Genomic DNA, 19,660 nt, shown 5'->3' with positions numbered 1-19,660 from the left:
GGTCGGGCCCTTGCGCCTGTGTCTGGCTGCGGCCCCGGATGCATCGACTGCGCTGATTTCGAATATGGCTGCATGATGAACTGGGTATGGGTCGCGCAGAGGAAACAGCGGTCGCGCCACAACATCCGTAATAGCCCGGATCTTTTCTCGATATTACTGAATGGCGATAGATTAAGGAAGGGCCGGAAGCTCGGGTATACGCTGTCGCGTGCAGGCACGCGAGCGCCCGCCGGAAGGGCCTCAGCGGGTGTTTGCCCATGTTCCGGGCAGTTCCCGCGATTGACCCCGGCGTTATCTGAAAAAGCGAAAAGATATCTCTAATTGGCGAGCGGCCAATTTATTCATGCTGCGCGCATGAAGAGTGGTTACCTGTTGTGTCGCAGCGCGCCGGACGGACCGGCGCGCGAACGTTTGAAGCGCCGCGTCAAGCGAGCGCGATCGTTCCGTCGACGATCGTCACCACCGGCCCGCCGACCCAGATCTTGCCCGTATCGTCGTCGTAGCGGACGGAGACGTTGCCCGCCCGGCCGATCGCCGTGCCCTGACGCGCGGTGTAGTGGAGGCCCGGGCGTCGTTGCTGTGCGGTGAGCAGTCCGGCGAGCGCTGCGTTCGCACTGCCGGTGACCGGGTCTTCGCCGACGCCGAAACTACCGCCCGCCATCAGGCAGCGCACTTCGAAGGTCGCGGGACCGTTCGCGTCGTGCGGACCGTAGACGGCGACACCATGCGTGCCGATCCCATGGACGACGTCCGCGAGCTTCGCGGGATCGGGTTCGATCGCGAGACAGGCCTGCGCGGAATTCACGCGCACGATGAGCCACGGTGCGCCGTTGTCGACCGCGCACGGCTGGGCGTCGAAGTCGATCGCCGAGGTGTTCAGTGCAGCGGCGAGTGCCGCGTAGTCGTGCTCCGGCAGCGGCGTCACGCGCGCGGGCGGCGCGGCGAAGGCCCACGTGTGATCCGGTTGCTCGACGAGTTCGACGAGCCCCACGCCGCACTGCTGCACGAGCCGGCCCGGCTGCTTCGGCCGGTAGCCGCTTTCGAGCAGCGCGTGTGCGGTGCCGAGCGTCGGGTGGCCCGCGAACGGCAGTTCGCCATGCGTCGTGAAAATGCGCACGAAGTAGTCGGCGGCGGGATCGGTCGGCGCGACGAGGAAGGTCGTCTCCGACAGATTGGTCCAGCGCGCGATCGCCTGCATCTGCGCGGTGTCGAGCCCGTCGGCATCGAAGATCACGGCGAGCGCATTGCCCTTGAACGGCACGGCGGTGAAGACGTCGACCTGTTTGAAGCGGACGGTGTGTGCGGTCATCGTGTGAATTCCCGGAAGAGCAGGAGCGTGCGCCGTGCGGCACGGTCATGAAAACGCCGCGAACGGGCGAGGCCGTCGGCGGCGTAACGTGATGCAGAGAAGCGGCCGGACCGCTTGCTGTACTTACTGCACTTCGGCGATCAGCTCGATCTCGACGCATGCGCCGAGCGGAATCTGCGCGACGCCGAACGCGGAGCGCGCATGCTTGCCGCGCTCGCCGAACACTTCAGCGAGTAGCTCGGATGCGCCGTTCGTCACGAGATGCTGCTCGGTGAAGTCGAGCGTCGAATTGACGAGGCTCATCACCTTGACGATGCGCGTCACGCGGTTCAGGTCGCCGACGTGCGCGTGCAGCGTCGCGATCAGATCGATTGCGATCGAACGGGCTGCGGCCTTGCCTTCTTCGGCCGCCAGCGAATCGCCGAGCTTGCCCACCCACACCTTGCCGTCCTTCTTCGCGATGTGACCCGACAGGTACACCGTGTTGCCGCTCTGCGCGCTCATCACGTACGCGGCAGCGGGTGCGCCCGCGACGGGCAGTTCGATACCGAGTTCCTTCAGCTTGTCGTACACGTTGGCCTGTGCCATGAGAAATCCTTGGGTGTCGATAAAAAATGGGGAGACGCGTTGTTCAAACCTTCGCGCGGATCAATGCCGCAAGCCGCGCAACGCCTTCGTCGATTTTAGCGGGCGGCACCGTGACGAACGACAGCCGCAGCGTGTCGTGCTGCGGATCGCTCGCAAAGAACGGCGCGCCCGGCACGAACGCGACGTTCTGCGCGACCGCTTCTTCGAGCAGCTTCATGCTGTCGATGTGCGCCGGCAGCGATACCCACACGAACATCCCGCCTTCCGGACGGTTCCAGCTGACGCCTTCGGGCATGTATTGCTTGAGTGCCGTGAGCATCGCTTCGCATTGATCGCGATACAGCGCGCGAATGGTCGGCACGTGCGTGTCGAGGAAACCGTCCTTCACGACTTCATGCACGATGCGCTGCGTGAAGCTCGGCGTGTGCAGATCGGTGGCCTGCTTCGCCTGCACGAGCTTGAAGTGCAGTTCCTCGGGCGCGATGATGTAGCCGACCCGCAGGCCCGGCGCGAGCACCTTCGAGAACGAACCGAGATGGACGATGTGATCGGGTGCCATCGACAGCAGTGTCGGCAGAGGCGTGCCCGCGTAGTCGAGTGCGCCGTACGGATCGTCTTCGATCACCGGGAACGGCGCGGTCTTCGCGAACGCGGCGAGCGCGCGGCGACGCTCGATCGGCAGGCGGCGGCCGGTCGGATTCTGGAAGTTCGGCTGTGCGTACAGCAGACGTGCACCGGCCGTGAGTTCGGGCGTGAGCGCTTCGGGAATCAGGCCGGCGTCGTCGGTCGGCACCTGCACGTAGCGCGGCTCGAACATCGAGAACGATTGCAGCGCGCCGAGGTAGGTCGGTGTTTCGACGAGCACGGGGCTGTCCGGGCACACGAGCACCTTGCCGAGCAGATCGAGCGCCTGCTGCGAACCGGTCGTGATCAGCACCTGGCTCGGGCGGATCTGCACGCCGTCGGTCGAGTAGCGCGCGGCGACCCATTCACGCAGCGGCAGATAGCCTTCGGTCGCGCTGTACTGGAGCGCGGCGGCCGGCGAATCGCGCAGGATGCGATCGGACGCTTCGCGCATCCGTTCGGCCGGGAACGTGACCGGCGACGGCAGGCCGCCGGCGAACGAGATGACTTCGGGGCGCTCCGTGACCTTCAGGATTTCGCGGATCGCCGAGCTGGTGAGCTTGCGCGCGCGCACTGACAGTTGCCACTTCGGGGCTTGAAGGTCGCTTTGGTCCATAGTCTCCTCGTCTCTATTGCTGGAACAGGTCGGTCAAAAGGTCGATTATCGCGCATCGCGCGGGGTTCACGTGGCGCTCGCCGTGGATCAATTCACACTCATGCTCATGATCCCGTTCACGCGGCGCGTGCGGGCAGCGGCGCAGTACGCACCGAGGCACGGCGGCCGAGCATCACGGTTGCGATCACGGCGGCGGCGAACAGCCACGTGATGGGCGCCACCGTCTCGTTGAAGAACAGCGCGGAAAACGCCATCGTGAAAAAAATCTGCAGCAGCTGCACCTGGCCGACGCGCGCGATGCCGCCCATCGCGAGCCCGGCGTACCACGCGAAAAAACCGATGAACTGCGAGAACAGCGTGACGTAGCCGAACGCGAGCCAGGTTCTCAGCGCGACCGGCTGCGGATGCAGCACGTGATGCTGCCACGCGAGCCAGCCCACCGGCAGCACGAGGAACGGCGCGGATACGACGAGCGCCCAGCAGATCACCTGCCAGCCGCCCATCTGCCGCGCGAGCCGCGCGCCTTCCGCGTAGCCGAGCGCGCCGATGCCGACGGCGACGAGCATCAGCAGATCGCCGGCCTGCAGCGAGCCGCCGCCCGCCTGCAACGCGAATACGATAACGATCGCGCTGCCCGCGAGCGCGCTTACCCAGAATGCCTTCGACGGCCGTTCGCGCGACAGCCACGTCGCGTACAGCGCGACGAACAGCGGTTGCAGCCCGTTGACCACCGCGCCATGCGACGCGGGCACCGTCTTCATCGACCACGCGGAGAACACCGGATACGCGACGATCACGCCGAGCGAGGTGACCGCGAGGCTCTTCATCTGCGGCCACGTGGGCCAGCGTTCGCGACGCCACATGAGCAGCACGGCGGCGGGCAGCGACGCGGCGAGCGCGCGCCCGAGGCCGTTGAGGAGCGGATGAAATTCCGTGACGACGATGCGCGTCATCGGCAGCGTGAGGCTGAAAATCATCACGCCGACAAGGCCGAGCAGCATGCCCCGGGATTCACGCGAATTCATGCTCATACTCATACGACACGTCTCGAAGTTTCGGGTGGGCGGAAAAGGTTATTAGCGGGTCAGCGCAGTGTGCGTGGACCGGCGGGCGTATCGAATTCGGCGACGAGCGCAGGCGCACCTTCGGTCGAGTCGAGTTGCAGCAGCGATGCGGCGCCGAGCCAGTGCAACTGTTCGCGTACCACATCCGCCTGCGGATGCACGGCCTTCAGCGTCTTCAGCGCGATACCGCTGTCGGGCAACACTGCCGACGGATGCAGCGGCGTGTCCCACTGGATCAACGTCGGCACGATGCCGTCGCCTGCGTGCTGCCACGACGGGAACGCGCCGTCGTCAGGGACCGTGAGCTGCCAGGTGAAGTCGCCGCGCGTCATCGGCACTGCCGGCGGAATGCGCTCGGGGTACTGAGCGCGCCACGTGTCGAGCCGCTTCGGCCGCTCGACGCGCACGACCCAGTGCGACAGATACGGTCCGGCGGCGACGCGTGCGTGTGTGTCGGGCGCATCGAGCGCGAACAGACGCGGGCGCGGCGGCGCATCGGATGACGGTTCGGCGGCGTCCGGGTCCACGGCGATCACTTCGAGATAAATGCTGTCCCACAGATTCAGCAGACGGTTGTGCGTGCGCATCAGCGGATGCGCACCGCCGCCTGCAGGCGCGACGCCGAGCGTATCGGCGACGTATTGCGTGCCTTCGTCGAGCGTGCGGGCGGAAATCACGAGATGGTCGATGCGGAGCGAGCGGACGGTCATGAGCGGATCGGAAAAAACGGTTCGGGGACGAGGCGGCGGACGGGTTTCGGCGTGTCCTGGTTCAAGCGGTTCAAGCGGTCGCGCCGGACTGGATAGCATACCCGTTCACCCTGCGGCGGACCACGCGTGGCGGGAATGGCGGCCATTTGCCTGCTGCCCGACGCGAACCCGCCGCGACAGCAATAGAACCGCATCATCCGGTTCAATGTAACGCGTCGGACCGGCACAGTAACGGTACAATCGGGCCAATAATGTTCGGTACAGTTGCCCTGCAGGAGAACGCGATGTCCGTCCCGCTCGACCAGATTCCCGCCCCGCACGACGCGTCGTCGACGACGCTCGTCGATCAGCTCGTGCAATGGGGCCGGCGCCGTATCGAGGAGCGCGTGTTCCGTCCCGGCATGCGGATGCCGTCGATCCGTAAGCTCGCGCTCGATAAAGGCGTGTCGCGCTTCACGGTCGTCGAGGCGTACGAGCGGCTGGTCGCGCAGGGGTATCTGGATTCACGACGCGGCTCGGGTTTCTACGTGCGCGAACGGCTCGCGGCACCGATGCCCGGCGAGCGCCGCAGTCCGGTCGCCGAAGCCGCGCCGGTGCCGAGCACGCTCGATGTGGTCTGGCTGCTGCGCAACATGCTGCAGACGTCGACGCGTCCCGAGAAAGGGCCCGGTCTCGGCTATCTGCCGAGCCGCTGGCTCGACGGCGAACTGATCACCGGCGCGCTGCGCACGCTCGGCCGGCAGAGTGGGGCTCAGATGCTCGGCTTCGGCACGCCGCTCGGTTTTCTGCCGCTGCGCCAGCAACTGCAGACGCGTCTGGAAGAACTCGAGATCGGCGCATCGCCGGATCAGATCGTGATGGTGTCCGGCATCACGCAGGCGATCGATCTGATCGCACGCATCTACGTGCAGCCCGGCGACGCGGTGATCGTCGGCGATCCGGCGTGGTTCCAGATGTTCGGCCGCTTCGCGTCGCAGGGCGCGCGGCTTGTCGGCATGCCGTACACGGCGGACGGTCCCGATCTCGACGCGCTCGAAACGCTCGTCGAGACATGGCGCCCGAAGATGCTCGTGATCAACTCGGTGCTGCAGAATCCCACGGGCACGTCGTTGACCGCCGCGCAGGCGTTCCGTATTTTGCGTCTCGCGGAAGCGTACGACTTCATCGTCGTCGAGGACGACGTGTACGGCGATCTGTGTCCGCCGGGCTATCCGGCGACGCGTCTCGCGAGCCTCGATCAGTTGAAGCGCGTGATCTATCTCGGCAGTTTTTCGAAGACGCTCGCGGCCAATCTGCGCGTCGGATTCGTCGCGTGCGCGCCGCAGGTCGCGAACGCCGTCACCGACCAGAAGATGCTGGTCGGCATGACGTCGCCGGAACTGAACGAACGCGTGCTGTACAAGATCCTGACCGAAGGGCATTACCGGCGTCACGTGGAGCGGCTGCGCGCAAGGCTCGACAGCGTGCGCGACAAGGCCGGACGGATGCTCGAGAAGACGGGGCTGCGCCTCTTCCAGTCGCCGGGCGCGGGGATGTTCCTGTGGGCCGACACCGGTGCCGATTCCGACGGCCTCGCCGCGGCCGGTCACGAAGCGGGTTTCCTGCTCACGCCGGGCAGCCTGTTTTCGCCGCATCAGTCGCCCACCACGTGGATGCGCTTCAACGTCGCGAACTGCGGCGACCCGGCGCTGTCTGCATTCCTATGCCGTTATCTCGACGGGCTCGCGCGCCGGGCCTCTTGAAATCTCGTCGTGTGCCCTTATCTGGGCGCACGGTCCTTTATCTACCGCGTATCTATCGCGCTAACCAGCCAAGCAGAGAGGAAGTCCGACCATGGCCCAGCAAACCATGAGCTTTCAGGCGGAAGTGAAACAGCTTCTGCACCTGATGATTCATTCGCTGTACAGCAACAAGGAAATTTTTCTGCGTGAGCTGATCTCGAACGCGTCCGACGCGGCCGACAAGCTCCGCTTCGAAGCGATCGAAAATAGTGCGCTGTACGAGAGCGATCCGAATCTGCGTATTCGCGTGTCGTACGACAAGGCCGCGCGCACCGTGACGATCGACGATAACGGCATCGGCATGAGCCGCGACGAAGCGATCTCGAATCTCGGCACGATCGCGCGCTCGGGCACGAAGGAATTCTTCGGCAAGCTGTCGGGCGACCAGCAGAAAGACGCTGCGTTGATCGGCCAGTTCGGTGTCGGTTTCTACTCGGGCTTTATCGTCGCCGAGCGCATCACGGTCGAGACGCGTCGCGCGGGTCTGCCGGCAAGCGAAGGCGTGCGTTGGGAAAGCGCGGGCGAGGGCGACTTCGAGGTTGACACGATCGAACGCGCGGCACGCGGCACGACGATCACGCTGCATCTGCGCGCGGACGAAGACGAACTGCTGTCGTCGTATCGACTGAAGTCGATCATCCAGAAGTATTCGGACCACGTCGCGCTGCCGATCCTGATGCAGAAGGAAGAGTGGGACGCAGAAAAGAGCGAGATGGTCCTGCAGGACGAGGACGAGACCGTCAATCAGGCGAGCGCGCTGTGGACCCGTTCGAAGAACGACATCACCGAAGAGCAGTACCAGCAGTTCTACCAGCACCTCGCGCACGATCACGAGAATCCGCTTGGCTGGACGCATAACCGCGTCGAAGGCCGCAGCGAATATACGCAGCTGCTGTACGTGCCGGCGCATGCGCCGTTCGACATGTGGAATCGCGATCATCGCGGCGGCTTGAAGCTGTACGTGAAGCGCGTGTTCATCATGGACGACGCCGAGCAACTGCTGCCGTCGTATCTGCGTTTCGTGAAGGGCGTCGTCGATTCGAGCGATCTGCCGTTGAACGTGTCGCGCGAAATCCTGCAGGAAAGCCGCGACGTGAAGGCGATCCGCGAAGGCGTGACGAAGCGCACGCTGTCGCTGCTAGAAGAATTCGCGAACGCCGAGGACGATGCCGGCAAGGACAAGTACAAGACGTTCTGGACCGAGTTCGGTCAGGTGTTGAAGGAAGGCGTCGGCGAAGATTTCGCGAATCGCGAGCGCATCGCGAAGCTGCTGCGTTTCGCATCGACGCATACCGACAGCGCCGAGCAGAACGTGTCGCTGGCCGACTACGTCGCGCGGATGAAGCCCGAGCAGACGAAGGTCTACTACGTCACCGCCGACACGCTGCAGGCCGCGAAGAACAGTCCGCACCTCGAAGTGTTCCGCAAGAAGGGCGTCGAAGTGCTGCTGCTGACCGACCGCGTCGACGAGTGGATGCTGTCGTATCTGAACGAGTTCGACGGCAAGCCGCTCGCGAGCGTCGCGCGCGGCGACCTCGACCTCGGCGCGCTGAACGACGAGGAAAAGGCCGAGCAGGAGAAGGTCGGCGAGACGTTCAAGCCGCTCGTCGAGAAGATGAAGGAAGCGCTGAAGGACAAGGCGAAGGACGTGCGTCTGACGTTCCGTCTGACCGATTCGCCGTCGTGCCTCGTCGCGGACGATGGCGACATGAGCGGCTACCTGCAGCGCATGCTGAAGGCAGCGGGGCAGAATGCGCCGTCATCGCAGCCGATCCTCGAAGTGAATCCGGAGCATGCGCTCGTCAAGGCGCTGCACACGGACAGCGCGGATTTCGGCGACTGGTGCCATCTACTGTTCGATCAGGCGATGCTTGCGGAAGGCGGCGCGCTCGACGATCCTGCCAGCTTCGTGCGGCGGACCAATGCGTTGCTGCTGGCGCGGGTGGGTTGATTGGCCTTGCGTGCGATGCGATGAAATGAAAAACGCTGCTTTCGGGCAGCGTTTTTTTTGCCTTCGAGTGCGGTGCTCCCTTCGCGACGGGCATCGTGACGCTCGCCCTATAATGCGCCCATGATCCTTCGTTTCGATGCAGCCGACGCGCACTGGCGCGTGACGCCGCTGCCCTGTTTCAGTTCCGATCAGAAAGACTGGCTGACGCGCGGCGGCTCGCTGACCGCGCATCTGCGCACGCTCGGCGCGGTCGCGGTGCGCGTGACGCGCGAGACCGTCGCGCAGCCGTGGGCCGACGAGTACGCGGCGCTCGGCGTCACCGCGCGTGCGCCGGCCTGGGTGCGCGAAGTGGTGCTCGAGGTGAATGGTGTGCCGTTCGTCGCCGCGCACAGCATCGCGCCGCTCGCGGCGAGCGTCGGCGTGTGGCAGGCGATGCGTCGTCTGCGGACTCGGCCGCTCGCCGAACTGCTGTATAGCGATAGTGGCGTTGCGCGTTCGTCGCTGGTGAGCCGGCGGTTGGTCGAGCGGCATCCGTTGTATCGACTCGCTGCGCGTGCGATCGACGGCACGCCGCCGCATGCGTTGCTCGCGCGACGTTCGGTGTTCGAGCGGGGTGGGGCGCCGTTGATGGTGACCGAATGTATGTTGCCTGCGCTGTGGGGGCATCTTGCCGAGGTTTCTGCGGCGCATCTGGAGCATGGGGCCTCTCATCCGCGCGATCATGGGCGGGCGCTTGGGCATACCGCTTCGCGTGCACATCCTTTATTTGCTGAACGCGGCGAGGCGAAGCGCTGATGCTCGAAGGCTTTCCTCCCGTCGTCGCGCACAACACACACACGCTAATGCTCGGTAGCTTTCCGGGCGAGGCGTCGCTCGCGGCGACGCAGTACTACGCGCATCCGCGTAACCAGTTCTGGCGATTACTCGGCGCGGTGCTCGACGAACCGCTCGCTACGTTGCCGTATGGTGCGCGACTCGATTGCCTGCTGTCGCATGGTATCGGCGTGTGGGACGTGCTGGCGGCGTGTCATCGCGAGGGCAGTCTCGACGCGGCGATTCGCGATGCAAAGCCGAATGACTTCGCTTCGCTGCGTGAGTACGCGCCGCAGTTGCGGAAGGTCTGTTTCAACGGGAAGACGGCGGGGCGCTTTGCGCCGGTGATCGGGGCGGCGGGGTACGAGACGCTGGTGCTGCCGTCGTCGAGTCCGGCGAATGCGATGTTGTCGTTTGAGCAGAAGCTGGGGTTTTGGCGGCAGATTTCATGATGTATTCGGAAGCGTCACGATTGCAATGGATTATTCGCCGACAGCCAGATTGATGTAACTCGGCCGTTCGGCTGAGTCGGGCTACCGCGTATTGCACACCGCTGCTCACAGGCCTGTCCGCAACATGCTGTTGCGAGTGGTGAATCCTTGCCACCAGTCGATCAGCTTTTCGCACCCTTGCATCAACGAAGCAGCTTCGGGCGCTTGCATGAAGCATGCGAACATCGGCGCGGCGTACAGATCGGCAAGTGTCACGTCATCGCCGATCAGGAACCCTCCGTCATCCGACAGCCGGGTCAACTCGGATAAACATAGCGCTGCGCGCGGTAACGCAGCGGCAATCTTGTGCTCGTTGGCTATTCTGCCTTCGCGTGCCGAAACTACGCGCTCAACGTATATGTCCCAAACGAGTGTCCGGTATGCATAGGCGTCCAGTATCCCAACGATCTGGTTTACCTTGGCGCGCGCTTTCGGATCTGCCGGCGCCAGTCTGCATCCGGGGAAAGCGTCGTCGATATAGCGAACAATTGCACCTGTTTCGTAAAGACGAAATTCGCCATGCTCGAAGGCCGGAATGCGGCCGAACGGGTGACGCTTCAAATGCTCCTGCGGAACCCCCGTCTCTGCAAATACATCTACTTCGAGCAGGCCGTATTTGATCTGCTTCTCTTCCAGTGCAAGGCGGGCGATCCGCACGTATACGCTCCATGCGGCTCCGTATAGTTTCACCACTTGAGTTGTCGGCACAGCATCGTCCTGGGTGCGGATGAGAGGCATCGATATCGCAGTTTATTTTAACGAAGCCCGCAGCCTTCCATCCGGTGCCTTTAATCGGCATTCACAGAAAGAAGACATTTGAAGAAGCATCAGTCATCCTGTTCAATCGGGTGAACGGACTGCGTCCGCCATGAGTAAGATACTCTGGATATCCGGCAAGCCACCACCTCATGGGGGACAAAATGAAGTGCAAACTGTGTGGACCGTTTTTGACGTTACACAAGCGCTTCACCGCCATGCTGTGCCCTGGCGACCGACCCGAGGCTAAGGCCAGATTTCGCTGGTGGCGCGATGCACAACTGAACGATCGATATCTGATCACGGACGACCCTCACCAGGAAGCAATTCGAGCAGCCGGGAGACTGGAAAAGAGTGACCCGACAGCCGCGTTAGATCAGCTTTTGGCGCTCGCCCGAGGCGGGTCGGTGTGGAGCATGCTCCATGTTGGCGCTCTCTATGCCCACGATGCCGATGGCGCAAAAAATCCCGTTGCAGCGGAACACTGGCTTCAACTTGCGGCAGAGCACGGCAGCAGGCGGGCTAGCCTCTATCTGGCTAATCTCTACATCGCGCAAGCGAATTTCGATGCGTGTGAAAAAATCCTGCAACCCTGCGTAGCCGAAGGCCTGGTGCCCGCCATGTTCATACTGGGCATGGCAAAACTTCAGCAGCAACCGAAGACCGCGAAGCGATGGGATGAAGCACGTGTTCTCCTCGAAGAGGCGGCGACTCGCGGTGATCTCGGGGCTCAATGGGCGCTTGGCAGGCGAATGGCTCGAGGCTGGTTTGGTTGGCACCGCATGAGACGAGGGTTTCAGCTCATGATCGATGCCTGCGGGAAAATCGAGGCATTGATGGACGAGGACCGCAAGAAGCACGATGAAGAGGCGGTCGGCGCAATTTGAGGCCACTGTAGCGACCGTGCATCTCCGGCAAAACCGCGATGCACCGATGATCGAAGCGGCGCAGCATGAAATGCTGACGCTGTCGTCGTCGAGTCCGGCGAATGCGATGCTGTCGTTTGAGCAGACGCTGCAGCTTTGGCGGCAGACGTCGGCCCGACGTCCAATCAGCCCGCCGCTTCCCCCGCCTTCAAAAAATCCACAAACGCCCGCAACGGCGCCGGCACATGGCGATGCCCAGGGTAATAAAGAAACGGTCCCGAAAAACTCGGCCACCACGGCTCGAGGATCGGCTCGAGCGCTCCGCTGTCGAAGTACGGGCGCAGCATGTCCTCGAACAGATAAATGATGCCGATGCCGGCTACGGCAGTGCTCAACGCGAGATCGATTCCCGCGCCTAGCCTGACGAGAAGCGGTCCGGAAGGATCGAGCTTCATCGTTTCGCCGTCCCGCTCGAAGTCCCACATGGGCGTCGTCCCGCTGGCGAACTGACCTCGCAGGCAGGCATGCGACAGCAGCTCGCGCGGATGCGTGGGTCTGCCGCGCCTGTCGAGATAGGCGGGCGCCGCAGCCGTCGCGAAGCGTTGCACGCGCGGCCCGATCGGGATCGCGATCATGTCCTGCTCGAGCCGCTCGTCATAGCGGATGCCCGCATCGCAACCGCTCGCCAGCACATCGACGAAGCGATCTTCCGCGATGACCTCGACGCGGATGTCGGGGTAGGCGGCGAGAAACGCCGCGAGGATGGACGGCAGCACGATCCGCGCGGCGCTCACCGGCACGTTGAGCTTCAGCGTGCCGGCCGGCTTGTCCCGAAACACGTTCAGGACGTCCAGCGCTGCTTCCATCTCGCTGAAGAGCGGCGTCAGCTTCTCGATCAGACGTTGCCCCGCCTCGGTCGGCGCGACGCTGCGCGTCGTCCGGTTCAGCAGCCGCAGACCGAGCTTCGCTTCCAGTCGCCGCACGGCGATGCTCAGACTCGATGCCGAGACGCCGTTCTCACGGGCCGCGTCGCGGAAGCCGCCCGCGCGGGCGACCGCCGCGAAGGCTGCAAGGTCGTTCAGTTCCATGGCGATTGTTCATAATTTTTAACAACCCATCCAATCTAGATCGGATTATCAAACAGCGCAACCGTCGCCATACTCGCCTTCAACTTAACCAGGAGAGCGTCATGTCGAACTTCATTCCCTCCCGTACCTTTTCGTTTGCCGGCCGCGAAGTGAACCGCCTGGGCTACGGCGCCATGCAGCTTGCCGGCCGCGGCGCGTTCGGGCCGCCGAAGGATCGCGCGGCCGCCGTTGCCGTGCTTCGCGAGGCCGTGGCGTCGGGTGTCAATCACATCGATACGAGCGATTACTACGGGCCGTACATCACCAACCAGATCATTCGCGAAGCGTTGCATCCGTACCCGGACCATCTGACGATCGTCACGAAGCTCGGCGCTATTCGCGGCGAAGACGGTTCATGGCTGCCGGCCTCCGAACCGGCGGATCTCGAGCGCGGGGTTCACGACAACCTTCGCAATCTCGGCCTCGATGCGATCGACGTCGTCAACATCCGCATGATGGGCAGCATTCACAGCCCGGCGGAAGGCTCGATCGCGAAGCAGGTCGAGACGCTTGCCGAACTGCAGCGCAAGGGGCTGGTGCGCCATATCGGTCTGTCCAACGCGACGTCGACGCAGGTCGCCGAGGCGCAGCGCATCGTGGAGATTGTCTGCGTGCAGAATCACTACAACCTGGTTCATCGCGAAGACGATGCGCTCGTCGATGAGCTTGCGCGCAAGGGCATCGCTTACGTGCCGTTCTTTCCGCTTGGCGGGTTCTCGCCGATTCAGTCGTCAGCGCTGTCGACGATTGCGCAGACGCTCGATGCAACGCCGATGCAGGTCGCGCTCGCATGGCTTCTGCACCGTGCGCCGAACATTCTGCTGATTCCGGGCACGGGATCGGTTGCGCATCTGCGGGAGAATCTGCAGGCGGCGAAGTTGAGCTTGTCGGCGGAGGTGCTGGCTGAGCTGGATGCGATTGGTGGCGCTGGCGCAGCGGTCTGATGACATGAGTTTCCGTTGCGTGTGAGTGAGTGATGATGCAGGCAGCGATAACCTGCTTGCTTCAACCTCACGCCTGCAGCGTTTTCTTCGCAATCGCGAACACACTTACCGATTCCATCAGCTTCCCCGCAGCCGTCGCGGTCCGCTCCACGAGCGGGGCATTCTGTTGTGTCGCGCGATCGCGTTCGGCTGCTCTGAACTCGCCACCGGGATCTCTCATATCGGATCGGTCACACGCTCGGCAGAGCGCACGTCTGGTTCATCGCTTCGCCACCTGGATCGGATCGACGCGCCGATCAGCGTCCTGATCTCTTTCACCGCTTCCGCGCTGCACTGCGCGAGCCGCCGTACGTCCAATACTTCGCATAACTCGGCTTACCCATAGCATTGCCAGGCAATTCGGCCGTCACGCGAAGCAGGAACTGCGGGTACGATCTGGCCTGATCATCAGCCAGCTTCATCGCGAAGCGGATTCAGGCGGATATGTTTTGCGGGCGTGACGAGAGCAGACTCAATCGAGACGCCCACCTACATGAGAGAAAGATGAAAACGCGACGTCGCTTTCTGAAGCAGGGGCTGTTCGCCTCGGGAGGAATCTTGATGGCAGGCGTAATGGGAAGCGGTTTCGACAGCGCGGCATGGGCAGACGACGAAATCTGGCATATGCCGGATGAAGGCGCGCATCACACTGCAACGTGGATGGCGTTCGGTCCGGGCGAAGACATCTGGGGCAGCAAATTGTTGCCGGTGGCGCGCGAGAATCTGGCCAGCATCGCAAAAGCGATCGCTGCGCACGAGCCGCTCAACATGCTGGTGCGCGAGGAGGACCGTGACATCGCCGCGCGGCTATGCGGCCCGACGGTGACGCTCGTCACCCAGCCGATCGACGATCTGTGGATGCGGGACACCGGACCGGTATTCGTCAAGGGACGCTCGGGCCGGCTCGGTGCAGTCGGTTTCAATTTCAACGGCTGGGGCGACAAGCAGGAGCATGAGCAGGACGCGCATGTCGCGCGCTTCGTCGCGCACAGAAGCGGCGCGCAATTCATCGAGACGTCTCTGGTGCTGGAGGGCGGCGGCATCGAAATCGACGGCGAGGGCACCGCGATCATCACCGAGAGCTGCGTGCTGAACGCCAATCGCAATCCGCACGTCGGCAAGGCGCAGTGCGAGGCGGAATTGCATCGGCTGCTCGGCGTGCAGAGGATCATCTGGTTGCCGGGCATCGCGGGCAAGGACATCACCGACGGGCACACCGATTTTTACGCGCGCTTCACGAGCCCGGGCACGGTCGTCGCCGGCCTGGATCAGGATGCCTCGTCTTACGACTATGCAGTCACGCGGCGGCATCTGGAGATCTTGCGCAAGGCCACCGATGCGAAGGGACGCAAGTTGAAGGTGGTGGTGCTGGAAGGACCGTCGACCGTGCGGCCGAAATACGAAAACGATGAATTCGCGGCCGGGTACATCAATTTCTATGTGTGCAACGGAGCAGTTATCGCACCGCAGTTCGGCGACGGCAAAGCGGACCGCAACACACGCGACACGCTGAAAGATCTGTTTCCCGGGCGAGAGGTGATTCAGTTGAACATCGACGGCATTGCTGCCGGAGGCGGTGGGATTCACTGCACGACGCAGCAGCAGCCGGCGTGATCGCAGGCAGGGACCGGCTGGACTCGCCGGTTCCTGTTTTCCGCATCGAGCGATGCCGCCGCGGTGTGGCGTCGCTCAACGGCCTGGCGTTACCGTCCTTCGACCAGCACCGCCCGATACTTCGACCCATTGAACCGATGCTTCACGACTTCCTGATACAGCGGGCTGTCGTACCACGCACGCGCTTCTTCGGTAGACGGAAACTCGACGATCACCACACCTTCCGGCGCATCGCCTTCGAGCACCTGCTGCGGGCCGTACGCCGCGAGAATCTTGACCGGATGACCTTTGAACGTCTCGCCGACCTTCTTCATGTACAGGTCGAGTTCGCCTTGGTCCTGCGTGCTTTCCCGTGTGAAAACGATGTAAGTCGCCATGTCGTGCGCTCCTGTTTGCGGGGTGGGGTGCGCATGATGATGCCACGAAACGGCGGAGGGAATCGGCGCGTGCTAGCGCAGGCCCAACCGATTCGTCCCGACATGCAACGCGCCCAGGCCGACCAGCATCGCGACAAGCGCTCGCACGAACCACACGTAAAAATCAGTCGAACGATCGAATGCGTCGAACGCCTGCAGCAGGCAGTAGCAACCGCCCGCGAGGCAGCCGACGCCCACGAAGAGGAGAACAACGAATATCGCGTTGCCGCGCTTGCTGCTCATGGGTCGCTCACGTTGCGAGGTGGCGCGCGGCCACCGGCTGCACCGAAGGGGCGGCGCCAGGTGCTCCACCCGGCGGCGCGGCGGAAACGAACTGCAGCATCAGGCAGAAGATGAAGCCGAGCAATTGCAGGGTCCGTCTCCCGGAAAAGAATGCATTTTTGCCGGGCACGACTATCCGCATCGAGTCGACGCCGCGAGTAAGCACCGGCGCGTTTGCGACCGTCGATCGTGCCGCAGGGCCTTGCAACGCAGCCGGGCTGCCCTGAACGAAACGCGCCAGCAAAACGGAGCCGAGCAGCGCAGCGCCGATGTGCGCACCGGCAATCCACTGTGCCTGTGCAAGCGCGCCCGCCACGTTCGACCCATGCGACCCGGCAAGATTGATGTACGCGGACACGGCCGCGCAGACGATGCCGACGAGCGCGGTCAGGGACCACGATTGATATCGCGATGTCGTCGGTGGAGTCATGAGCGTGAGCAGTAACGGGTGATTGAGCAGTCAGTGTCGTCAGAGCAGCGACCTGGACCGAAGCGCGTCCACCACACTTATCGGCACCCGACGATTCTTCTTTAACGCGGCCTGGCGTGGCAGCGATGCCAAATCTATCCAATCAAGGCATCAACTTGTTCCGCTATCCATCCGCGGCTCCCGCAAATGCTATCCTCTCGTTCGATTCAAACCTGCGCCATCCAGCGCGACATTCCCACATGACCAAACTCATCAAGCGTGCTTCTGCCGAAGCGCGCGCATTCCGCGGCGATCGGGACGACATGGCTCAACCGAAACAGAAAATCGCGCGCGCGAAGCGCTCCGCGTTGCGCGACGACGACCTCGCCCACGCACCGAAAATCGACGTACCGCGCAAGCCGCGCTTCGCGCCGGTCACGTTCTCGGAAGAGCAGGGCGTGCGCTATCTGCACTTCGGGACCGAGTGGGTGCAGGGCGCGATGCGCCTGAAAAAGCCGAACCACATCGAACTCGAATACGCGCAGCAGATGATGGCGTGGCTGCTGTTTCTCGACACACCCGCACGCATCGTGCAGCTCGGTCTCGGCGCTGCGGCGCTGACGAAGTTCGCGCACCGCTTCCTGCAGCGCGGCAAGGTCGAGGCGGTCGAGCTGAATCCGGCCGTCGTTATCGCCGCGCGCACGATGTTCGAGCTGCCGCCCGACGACGCGCGTCTCACGGTCCACGAAACCGACGCATGGGACTTCGTCAACGACCGTGCAAACCACGGGACGATCGGCGCATTGCAGATCGACGTCTACGATGCGACCGCGCGCGGCCCGGTCCTCGACAGCGTGGCGTTCTATCGCGCGGCGCGTGCGTGTCTCGCGGACGCGGGCGTCGTGACGATCAACCTGTTCGGCGATCATCCGAGCTTCGTGCGCAACATGAAGCGTCTGAACGAGGCCTTCGACGGCCGCGTCGTCGCGCTGCCCGAAGTGCACGACGGCAATCGCATCGCGGTGGCCTTCTCGGGTCCGTCGATCGACGTGCCGTTCGATCAGCTGAAGCAGCGCGCGAAGCTGATCGAAAAGACGCTCGGCCTGCCGGCCCGCACGTGGCTCGACGGCCTGCGCGAATCGACCGGCCAGCACGGCGCGACGTTCTCCATCTGACGCCGGCAATCGGCGGAAGGCCCGGCCGGCAACGCTGCCGGGCCTGAATCAACGCGAACGCAACCCCGATCGCGATCTCAACAACCCCTTCGAAACGCCCAGCCTGCTTGGGGTCGTCCCTGCTTGACCGGGTGTTCGCGACTCCTATACTCTTTCGAAGCTTTCGGGGCGCCCGTGGGTTATCCGCTTTCGGGTCCTTCGGGTCTTATACCCGTCGAACACGGGCCACAATTCAATAAAAGTAAAGAGGAGACGTCATGGCTCACGACGCCGACGCGAAACCTGGCCGTCACTGGCTCTGGTTGTTAGTGCTCCCCTGGATCGCGATGATCTGGGTGCCGTCCTACAACAAGGTCGAACCCCAACTGTTCGATTTCCCGTTCTTCTACTGGTACCAGCTGCTGTGGGTGCTGATCAGCGCCGTGATCACCGCGCTCGTGTACTTCAAGACCAAGGCACGTCCGACCGCCGGCTCGCAGGGAGGCGCACGATGAACGTCACAGCTACCTTTGTCTTCGTCCTGTTCTTTATCGGCGTCACGATTCTCGGCTTCGTCGCGGCGCACTGGCGGCGCGGCGATCTCGCCCATCTCGAAGAGTGGGGCCTCGGCGGCCGCCGCTTCGGCACGGTCGTCACATGGTTCCTGCTGGGCGGCGACCTGTACACGGCGTACACGTTCGTCGCGGTACCGGCGCTGGTGTTCGGCGCGGGCGCGACGGGCTTCTTCGCGCTGCCTTACACGATCCTGATCTATCCGTTCGCGTTCGTCGTGTTCCCGAAGCTGTGGAGCATCGCGAAGCGTCAGGGTTACGTGACGTCGGCGGACTTCGTCAACGCGCGCTATGGCAGCCGCATGCTCGCACTCGCGATCGCCGTCACCGGGATCGTTGCGACGATGCCGTACATCGCGCTGCAACTGGTCGGGATCGAAGTGGTGATCGGCGCGCTCGGTTTCGACACGACGGGCTTCGTCGGCGATCTGCCGCTGATCATCGCGTTCGCGATCCTCGCGGCGTACACGTACACGTCGGGCCTGCGCGCGCCGGCGATGATCGCGGTCGTCAAGGATCTGCTGATCTACATCACGATCGCGGTCGCGATCATCGTGATCCCTGCGCAGATGGGCGGCTTTGGTCACATCTTCGCGGCGGTGCCGCCGGCCAAGCTGCTGCTGAAAGCCCCTGACGCATCGAGCCTGAACGGCTACAGCGCGTACGCGACGCTCGCGGTCGGATCGGCGCTCGCGCTGTTCCTGTACCCGCACTCGATCACCGCAGTGCTGTCGTCGAAGTCGGGCAACACGATCCGCCGCAACATGGCGATGCTGCCGGCCTACTCGCTGGTGCTCGGTCTGCTCGCGCTGCTCGGCTTCATGGCGCTGGCGTCGGGTGTGAAGGACATGCCGGAGTTCGCGCCGTACTTCAAGGCGTTCGGTCCGAACTTCGCGGTGCCGGCGCTGTTCCTGCACTTCTTCCCGTCGTGGTTCGTCGGCGTCGCGTTCGCGGCGATCGGCATCGGCGCGCTGGTGCCGGCGGCGATCATGTCGATTGCGGCTGCGAACCTGTACACGCGCAACATCCACAAGGAGTTCGTCAACCGCAACATGACGCACGAGCAGGAAACCGGCGTCGCGAAGCTGGTGTCGCTGATCGTGAAGGTCGGCGCGGTCGCGTTCATTCTCGGCCTGCCGTTGACGTACGCGATCCAGTTGCAGTTGCTCGGCGGGATCTGGATCATCCAGACGCTGCCGGCGATCGTGCTCGGTCTCTACACGCGCAAGCTCGACTATCGCGGTCTGCTGGCCGGCTGGGCCGTCGGTATCGCGATCGGTACGTGGATGGCGATCTCGCTGAAGCTGGCGGGGTCGATCTACACGATCCATATCGGCGGTCTCGCGATTCCGGGCTACGCTGCCGTGTGGTCGTTGATCGTGAACCTCGTCGTGGCGGTTGTCGTCAGCGCGCTGGTGCGTGCGGTCGGCATGAAGCGCGGGGAAGATCGCACGCGGCCGGAGGACTATCTCGACGTCGTCGAGGGGTGAACGGTGTGGAGCCGGCGGTGTGCGGCTCCATGCGCTCCTGTGCA

The 19,660-nt window shown here is 63.6% G+C and carries 21 protein-coding genes and 1 pseudogene; 11 read left to right on the top strand and 11 right to left on the bottom strand.

What is annotated here, in order from left to right; all coding sequences use genetic code 11:
- Window positions 1-424: 424 nt before the first annotated feature.
- From E1748_RS28760 to E1748_RS28740, 5 genes are all read right to left on the bottom strand, one after another.
- Window positions 425-1,309, bottom strand: coding sequence for a PhzF family phenazine biosynthesis protein (locus E1748_RS28760; RefSeq protein WP_133650703.1), 885 nt, complete (start codon window positions 1,307-1,309; stop codon window positions 425-427).
- Window positions 1,310-1,432: 123 nt separating this feature from the next.
- Window positions 1,433-1,897, bottom strand: coding sequence for a RidA family protein (locus E1748_RS28755; protein WP_133650702.1), 465 nt, complete (start codon window positions 1,895-1,897; stop codon window positions 1,433-1,435).
- Between the two features lie 43 nt (window positions 1,898-1,940).
- Window positions 1,941-3,137, bottom strand: a complete 1,197-nt coding sequence (locus tag E1748_RS28750; protein WP_133650701.1) for an aminotransferase-like domain-containing protein — start codon at window positions 3,135-3,137, stop codon at window positions 1,941-1,943.
- Between the two features lie 116 nt (window positions 3,138-3,253).
- Window positions 3,254-4,162: a DMT family transporter gene (locus E1748_RS28745; protein WP_133650700.1), complete on the bottom strand. Its 909-nt coding sequence runs from the start codon at window positions 4,160-4,162 to the stop codon at window positions 3,254-3,256.
- Window positions 4,163-4,221: 59 nt separating this feature from the next.
- Window positions 4,222-4,911: a VOC family protein gene (locus E1748_RS28740; RefSeq protein ID WP_133650699.1), complete on the bottom strand. Its 690-nt coding sequence runs from the start codon at window positions 4,909-4,911 to the stop codon at window positions 4,222-4,224.
- A gap of 284 nt (window positions 4,912-5,195) precedes the next feature.
- Between E1748_RS28740 and E1748_RS28735 the strand changes: the two genes are divergently transcribed.
- From E1748_RS28735 to E1748_RS28720, 4 genes are all read left to right on the top strand, one after another.
- Window positions 5,196-6,653: an aminotransferase-like domain-containing protein gene (locus tag E1748_RS28735; RefSeq protein ID WP_133650698.1), complete on the top strand. Its 1,458-nt coding sequence runs from the start codon at window positions 5,196-5,198 to the stop codon at window positions 6,651-6,653.
- 91 nt (window positions 6,654-6,744) lie between these two features.
- The gene (gene htpG / locus E1748_RS28730; protein ID WP_133650697.1) at window positions 6,745-8,643 is read left to right on the top strand and encodes a molecular chaperone HtpG; all 1,899 of its coding nucleotides are present in this window, start codon (window positions 6,745-6,747) and stop codon (window positions 8,641-8,643) included.
- Between the two features lie 120 nt (window positions 8,644-8,763).
- Window positions 8,764-9,438, top strand: a complete 675-nt coding sequence (locus E1748_RS28725; RefSeq protein ID WP_133650696.1) for a chorismate--pyruvate lyase family protein — start codon at window positions 8,764-8,766, stop codon at window positions 9,436-9,438.
- Complete coding sequence (locus tag E1748_RS28720; RefSeq protein ID WP_166653650.1) at window positions 9,438-9,908, top strand: DNA-deoxyinosine glycosylase; 471 nt, start codon at window positions 9,438-9,440, stop codon at window positions 9,906-9,908. Before E1748_RS28725 ends, E1748_RS28720 begins: the two co-directional genes overlap by 1 nt.
- A gap of 105 nt (window positions 9,909-10,013) precedes the next feature.
- On the opposite strand, the gene E1748_RS28715 is transcribed toward E1748_RS28720, so the two are convergent.
- Window positions 10,014-10,685: a glutathione S-transferase family protein gene (locus tag E1748_RS28715; RefSeq protein WP_133650694.1), complete on the bottom strand. Its 672-nt coding sequence runs from the start codon at window positions 10,683-10,685 to the stop codon at window positions 10,014-10,016.
- 182 nt (window positions 10,686-10,867) lie between these two features.
- Between E1748_RS28715 and E1748_RS28710 the strand changes: the two genes are divergently transcribed.
- A complete protein-coding gene (locus E1748_RS28710; RefSeq protein WP_133650693.1) occupies window positions 10,868-11,590 on the top strand; it encodes a tetratricopeptide repeat protein in 723 nt (240 codons plus the stop codon).
- Between the two features lie 34 nt (window positions 11,591-11,624).
- A pseudogene (locus tag E1748_RS32035) lies at window positions 11,625-11,732 on the top strand (DNA-deoxyinosine glycosylase); the annotation flags it as partial.
- Between the two features lie 22 nt (window positions 11,733-11,754).
- Here E1748_RS32035 and E1748_RS28705 read toward each other — a convergent pair.
- On the bottom strand, window positions 11,755-12,657 hold the full coding sequence (locus E1748_RS28705) for a LysR family transcriptional regulator (RefSeq protein ID WP_133650692.1): 903 nt from the start codon (window positions 12,655-12,657) through the stop codon (window positions 11,755-11,757).
- Between the two features lie 101 nt (window positions 12,658-12,758).
- On the opposite strand from E1748_RS28705, the gene E1748_RS28700 reads away from it, so the two are divergent.
- On the top strand, window positions 12,759-13,640 hold the full coding sequence (locus tag E1748_RS28700; RefSeq protein ID WP_133650691.1) for an aldo/keto reductase family oxidoreductase: 882 nt from the start codon (window positions 12,759-12,761) through the stop codon (window positions 13,638-13,640).
- A 67-nt stretch (window positions 13,641-13,707) separates the two neighbouring features.
- Here E1748_RS28700 and E1748_RS31600 read toward each other — a convergent pair whose 3' ends face one another.
- Window positions 13,708-13,860 carry a hypothetical protein gene (locus E1748_RS31600; RefSeq protein ID WP_166653649.1) on the bottom strand — a complete coding sequence of 51 codons (153 nt, stop codon included), beginning with the start codon at window positions 13,858-13,860 and terminating at the stop codon, window positions 13,708-13,710.
- Window positions 13,861-14,183: 323 nt separating this feature from the next.
- On the opposite strand from E1748_RS31600, the gene E1748_RS28695 reads away from it, so the two are divergent.
- The gene (locus E1748_RS28695; RefSeq protein ID WP_133650690.1) at window positions 14,184-15,293 is read left to right on the top strand and encodes an agmatine deiminase family protein; all 1,110 of its coding nucleotides are present in this window, start codon (window positions 14,184-14,186) and stop codon (window positions 15,291-15,293) included.
- An 89-nt stretch (window positions 15,294-15,382) separates the two neighbouring features.
- Here the strand turns inward: E1748_RS28695 and E1748_RS28690 are convergent, their stop codons facing one another.
- From E1748_RS28690 to E1748_RS28680, 3 genes are all read right to left on the bottom strand, one after another.
- Window positions 15,383-15,670, bottom strand: coding sequence for a DUF1330 domain-containing protein (locus tag E1748_RS28690; protein ID WP_133650689.1), 288 nt, complete (start codon window positions 15,668-15,670; stop codon window positions 15,383-15,385).
- 72 nt (window positions 15,671-15,742) lie between these two features.
- Window positions 15,743-15,952, bottom strand: coding sequence for a hypothetical protein (locus E1748_RS28685; protein ID WP_133650688.1), 210 nt, complete (start codon window positions 15,950-15,952; stop codon window positions 15,743-15,745).
- A 7-nt stretch (window positions 15,953-15,959) separates the two neighbouring features.
- Entirely contained in the window at window positions 15,960-16,421 is a 462-nt protein-coding gene (locus E1748_RS28680) for a hypothetical protein (protein WP_133650687.1), read from the bottom strand.
- Window positions 16,422-16,660: 239 nt separating this feature from the next.
- Here E1748_RS28680 and E1748_RS28675 point away from each other — a divergent pair, with 239 nt between their 5' ends.
- The 3 genes from E1748_RS28675 to mctP all read left to right on the top strand — a co-directional run bounded on the left by E1748_RS28675 (window position 16,661) and on the right by mctP (window position 19,616).
- A complete protein-coding gene (locus E1748_RS28675; RefSeq protein WP_133650686.1) occupies window positions 16,661-17,575 on the top strand; it encodes a class I SAM-dependent methyltransferase in 915 nt (304 codons plus the stop codon).
- A gap of 257 nt (window positions 17,576-17,832) precedes the next feature.
- Window positions 17,833-18,069 carry a DUF3311 domain-containing protein gene (locus tag E1748_RS28670; RefSeq protein ID WP_133650685.1) on the top strand — a complete coding sequence of 79 codons (237 nt, stop codon included), beginning with the start codon at window positions 17,833-17,835 and terminating at the stop codon, window positions 18,067-18,069.
- Window positions 18,066-19,616 (top strand): monocarboxylate uptake permease MctP, encoded by a 1,551-nt coding sequence (gene mctP, locus E1748_RS28665; protein ID WP_133650684.1) that lies wholly within the window; start codon window positions 18,066-18,068, stop codon window positions 19,614-19,616. Before E1748_RS28670 ends, mctP begins: the two co-directional genes overlap by 4 nt.
- Window positions 19,617-19,660 lie beyond the last annotated feature (44 nt).

Source organism: Paraburkholderia flava, assembly GCF_004359985.1.
GTDB classification, from domain to species: domain Bacteria; phylum Pseudomonadota; class Gammaproteobacteria; order Burkholderiales; family Burkholderiaceae; genus Paraburkholderia; species Paraburkholderia flava.
Note: the sequence above shows the minus strand (reverse complement) of the source record. Positions and strands in the feature narration are given on the sequence as shown.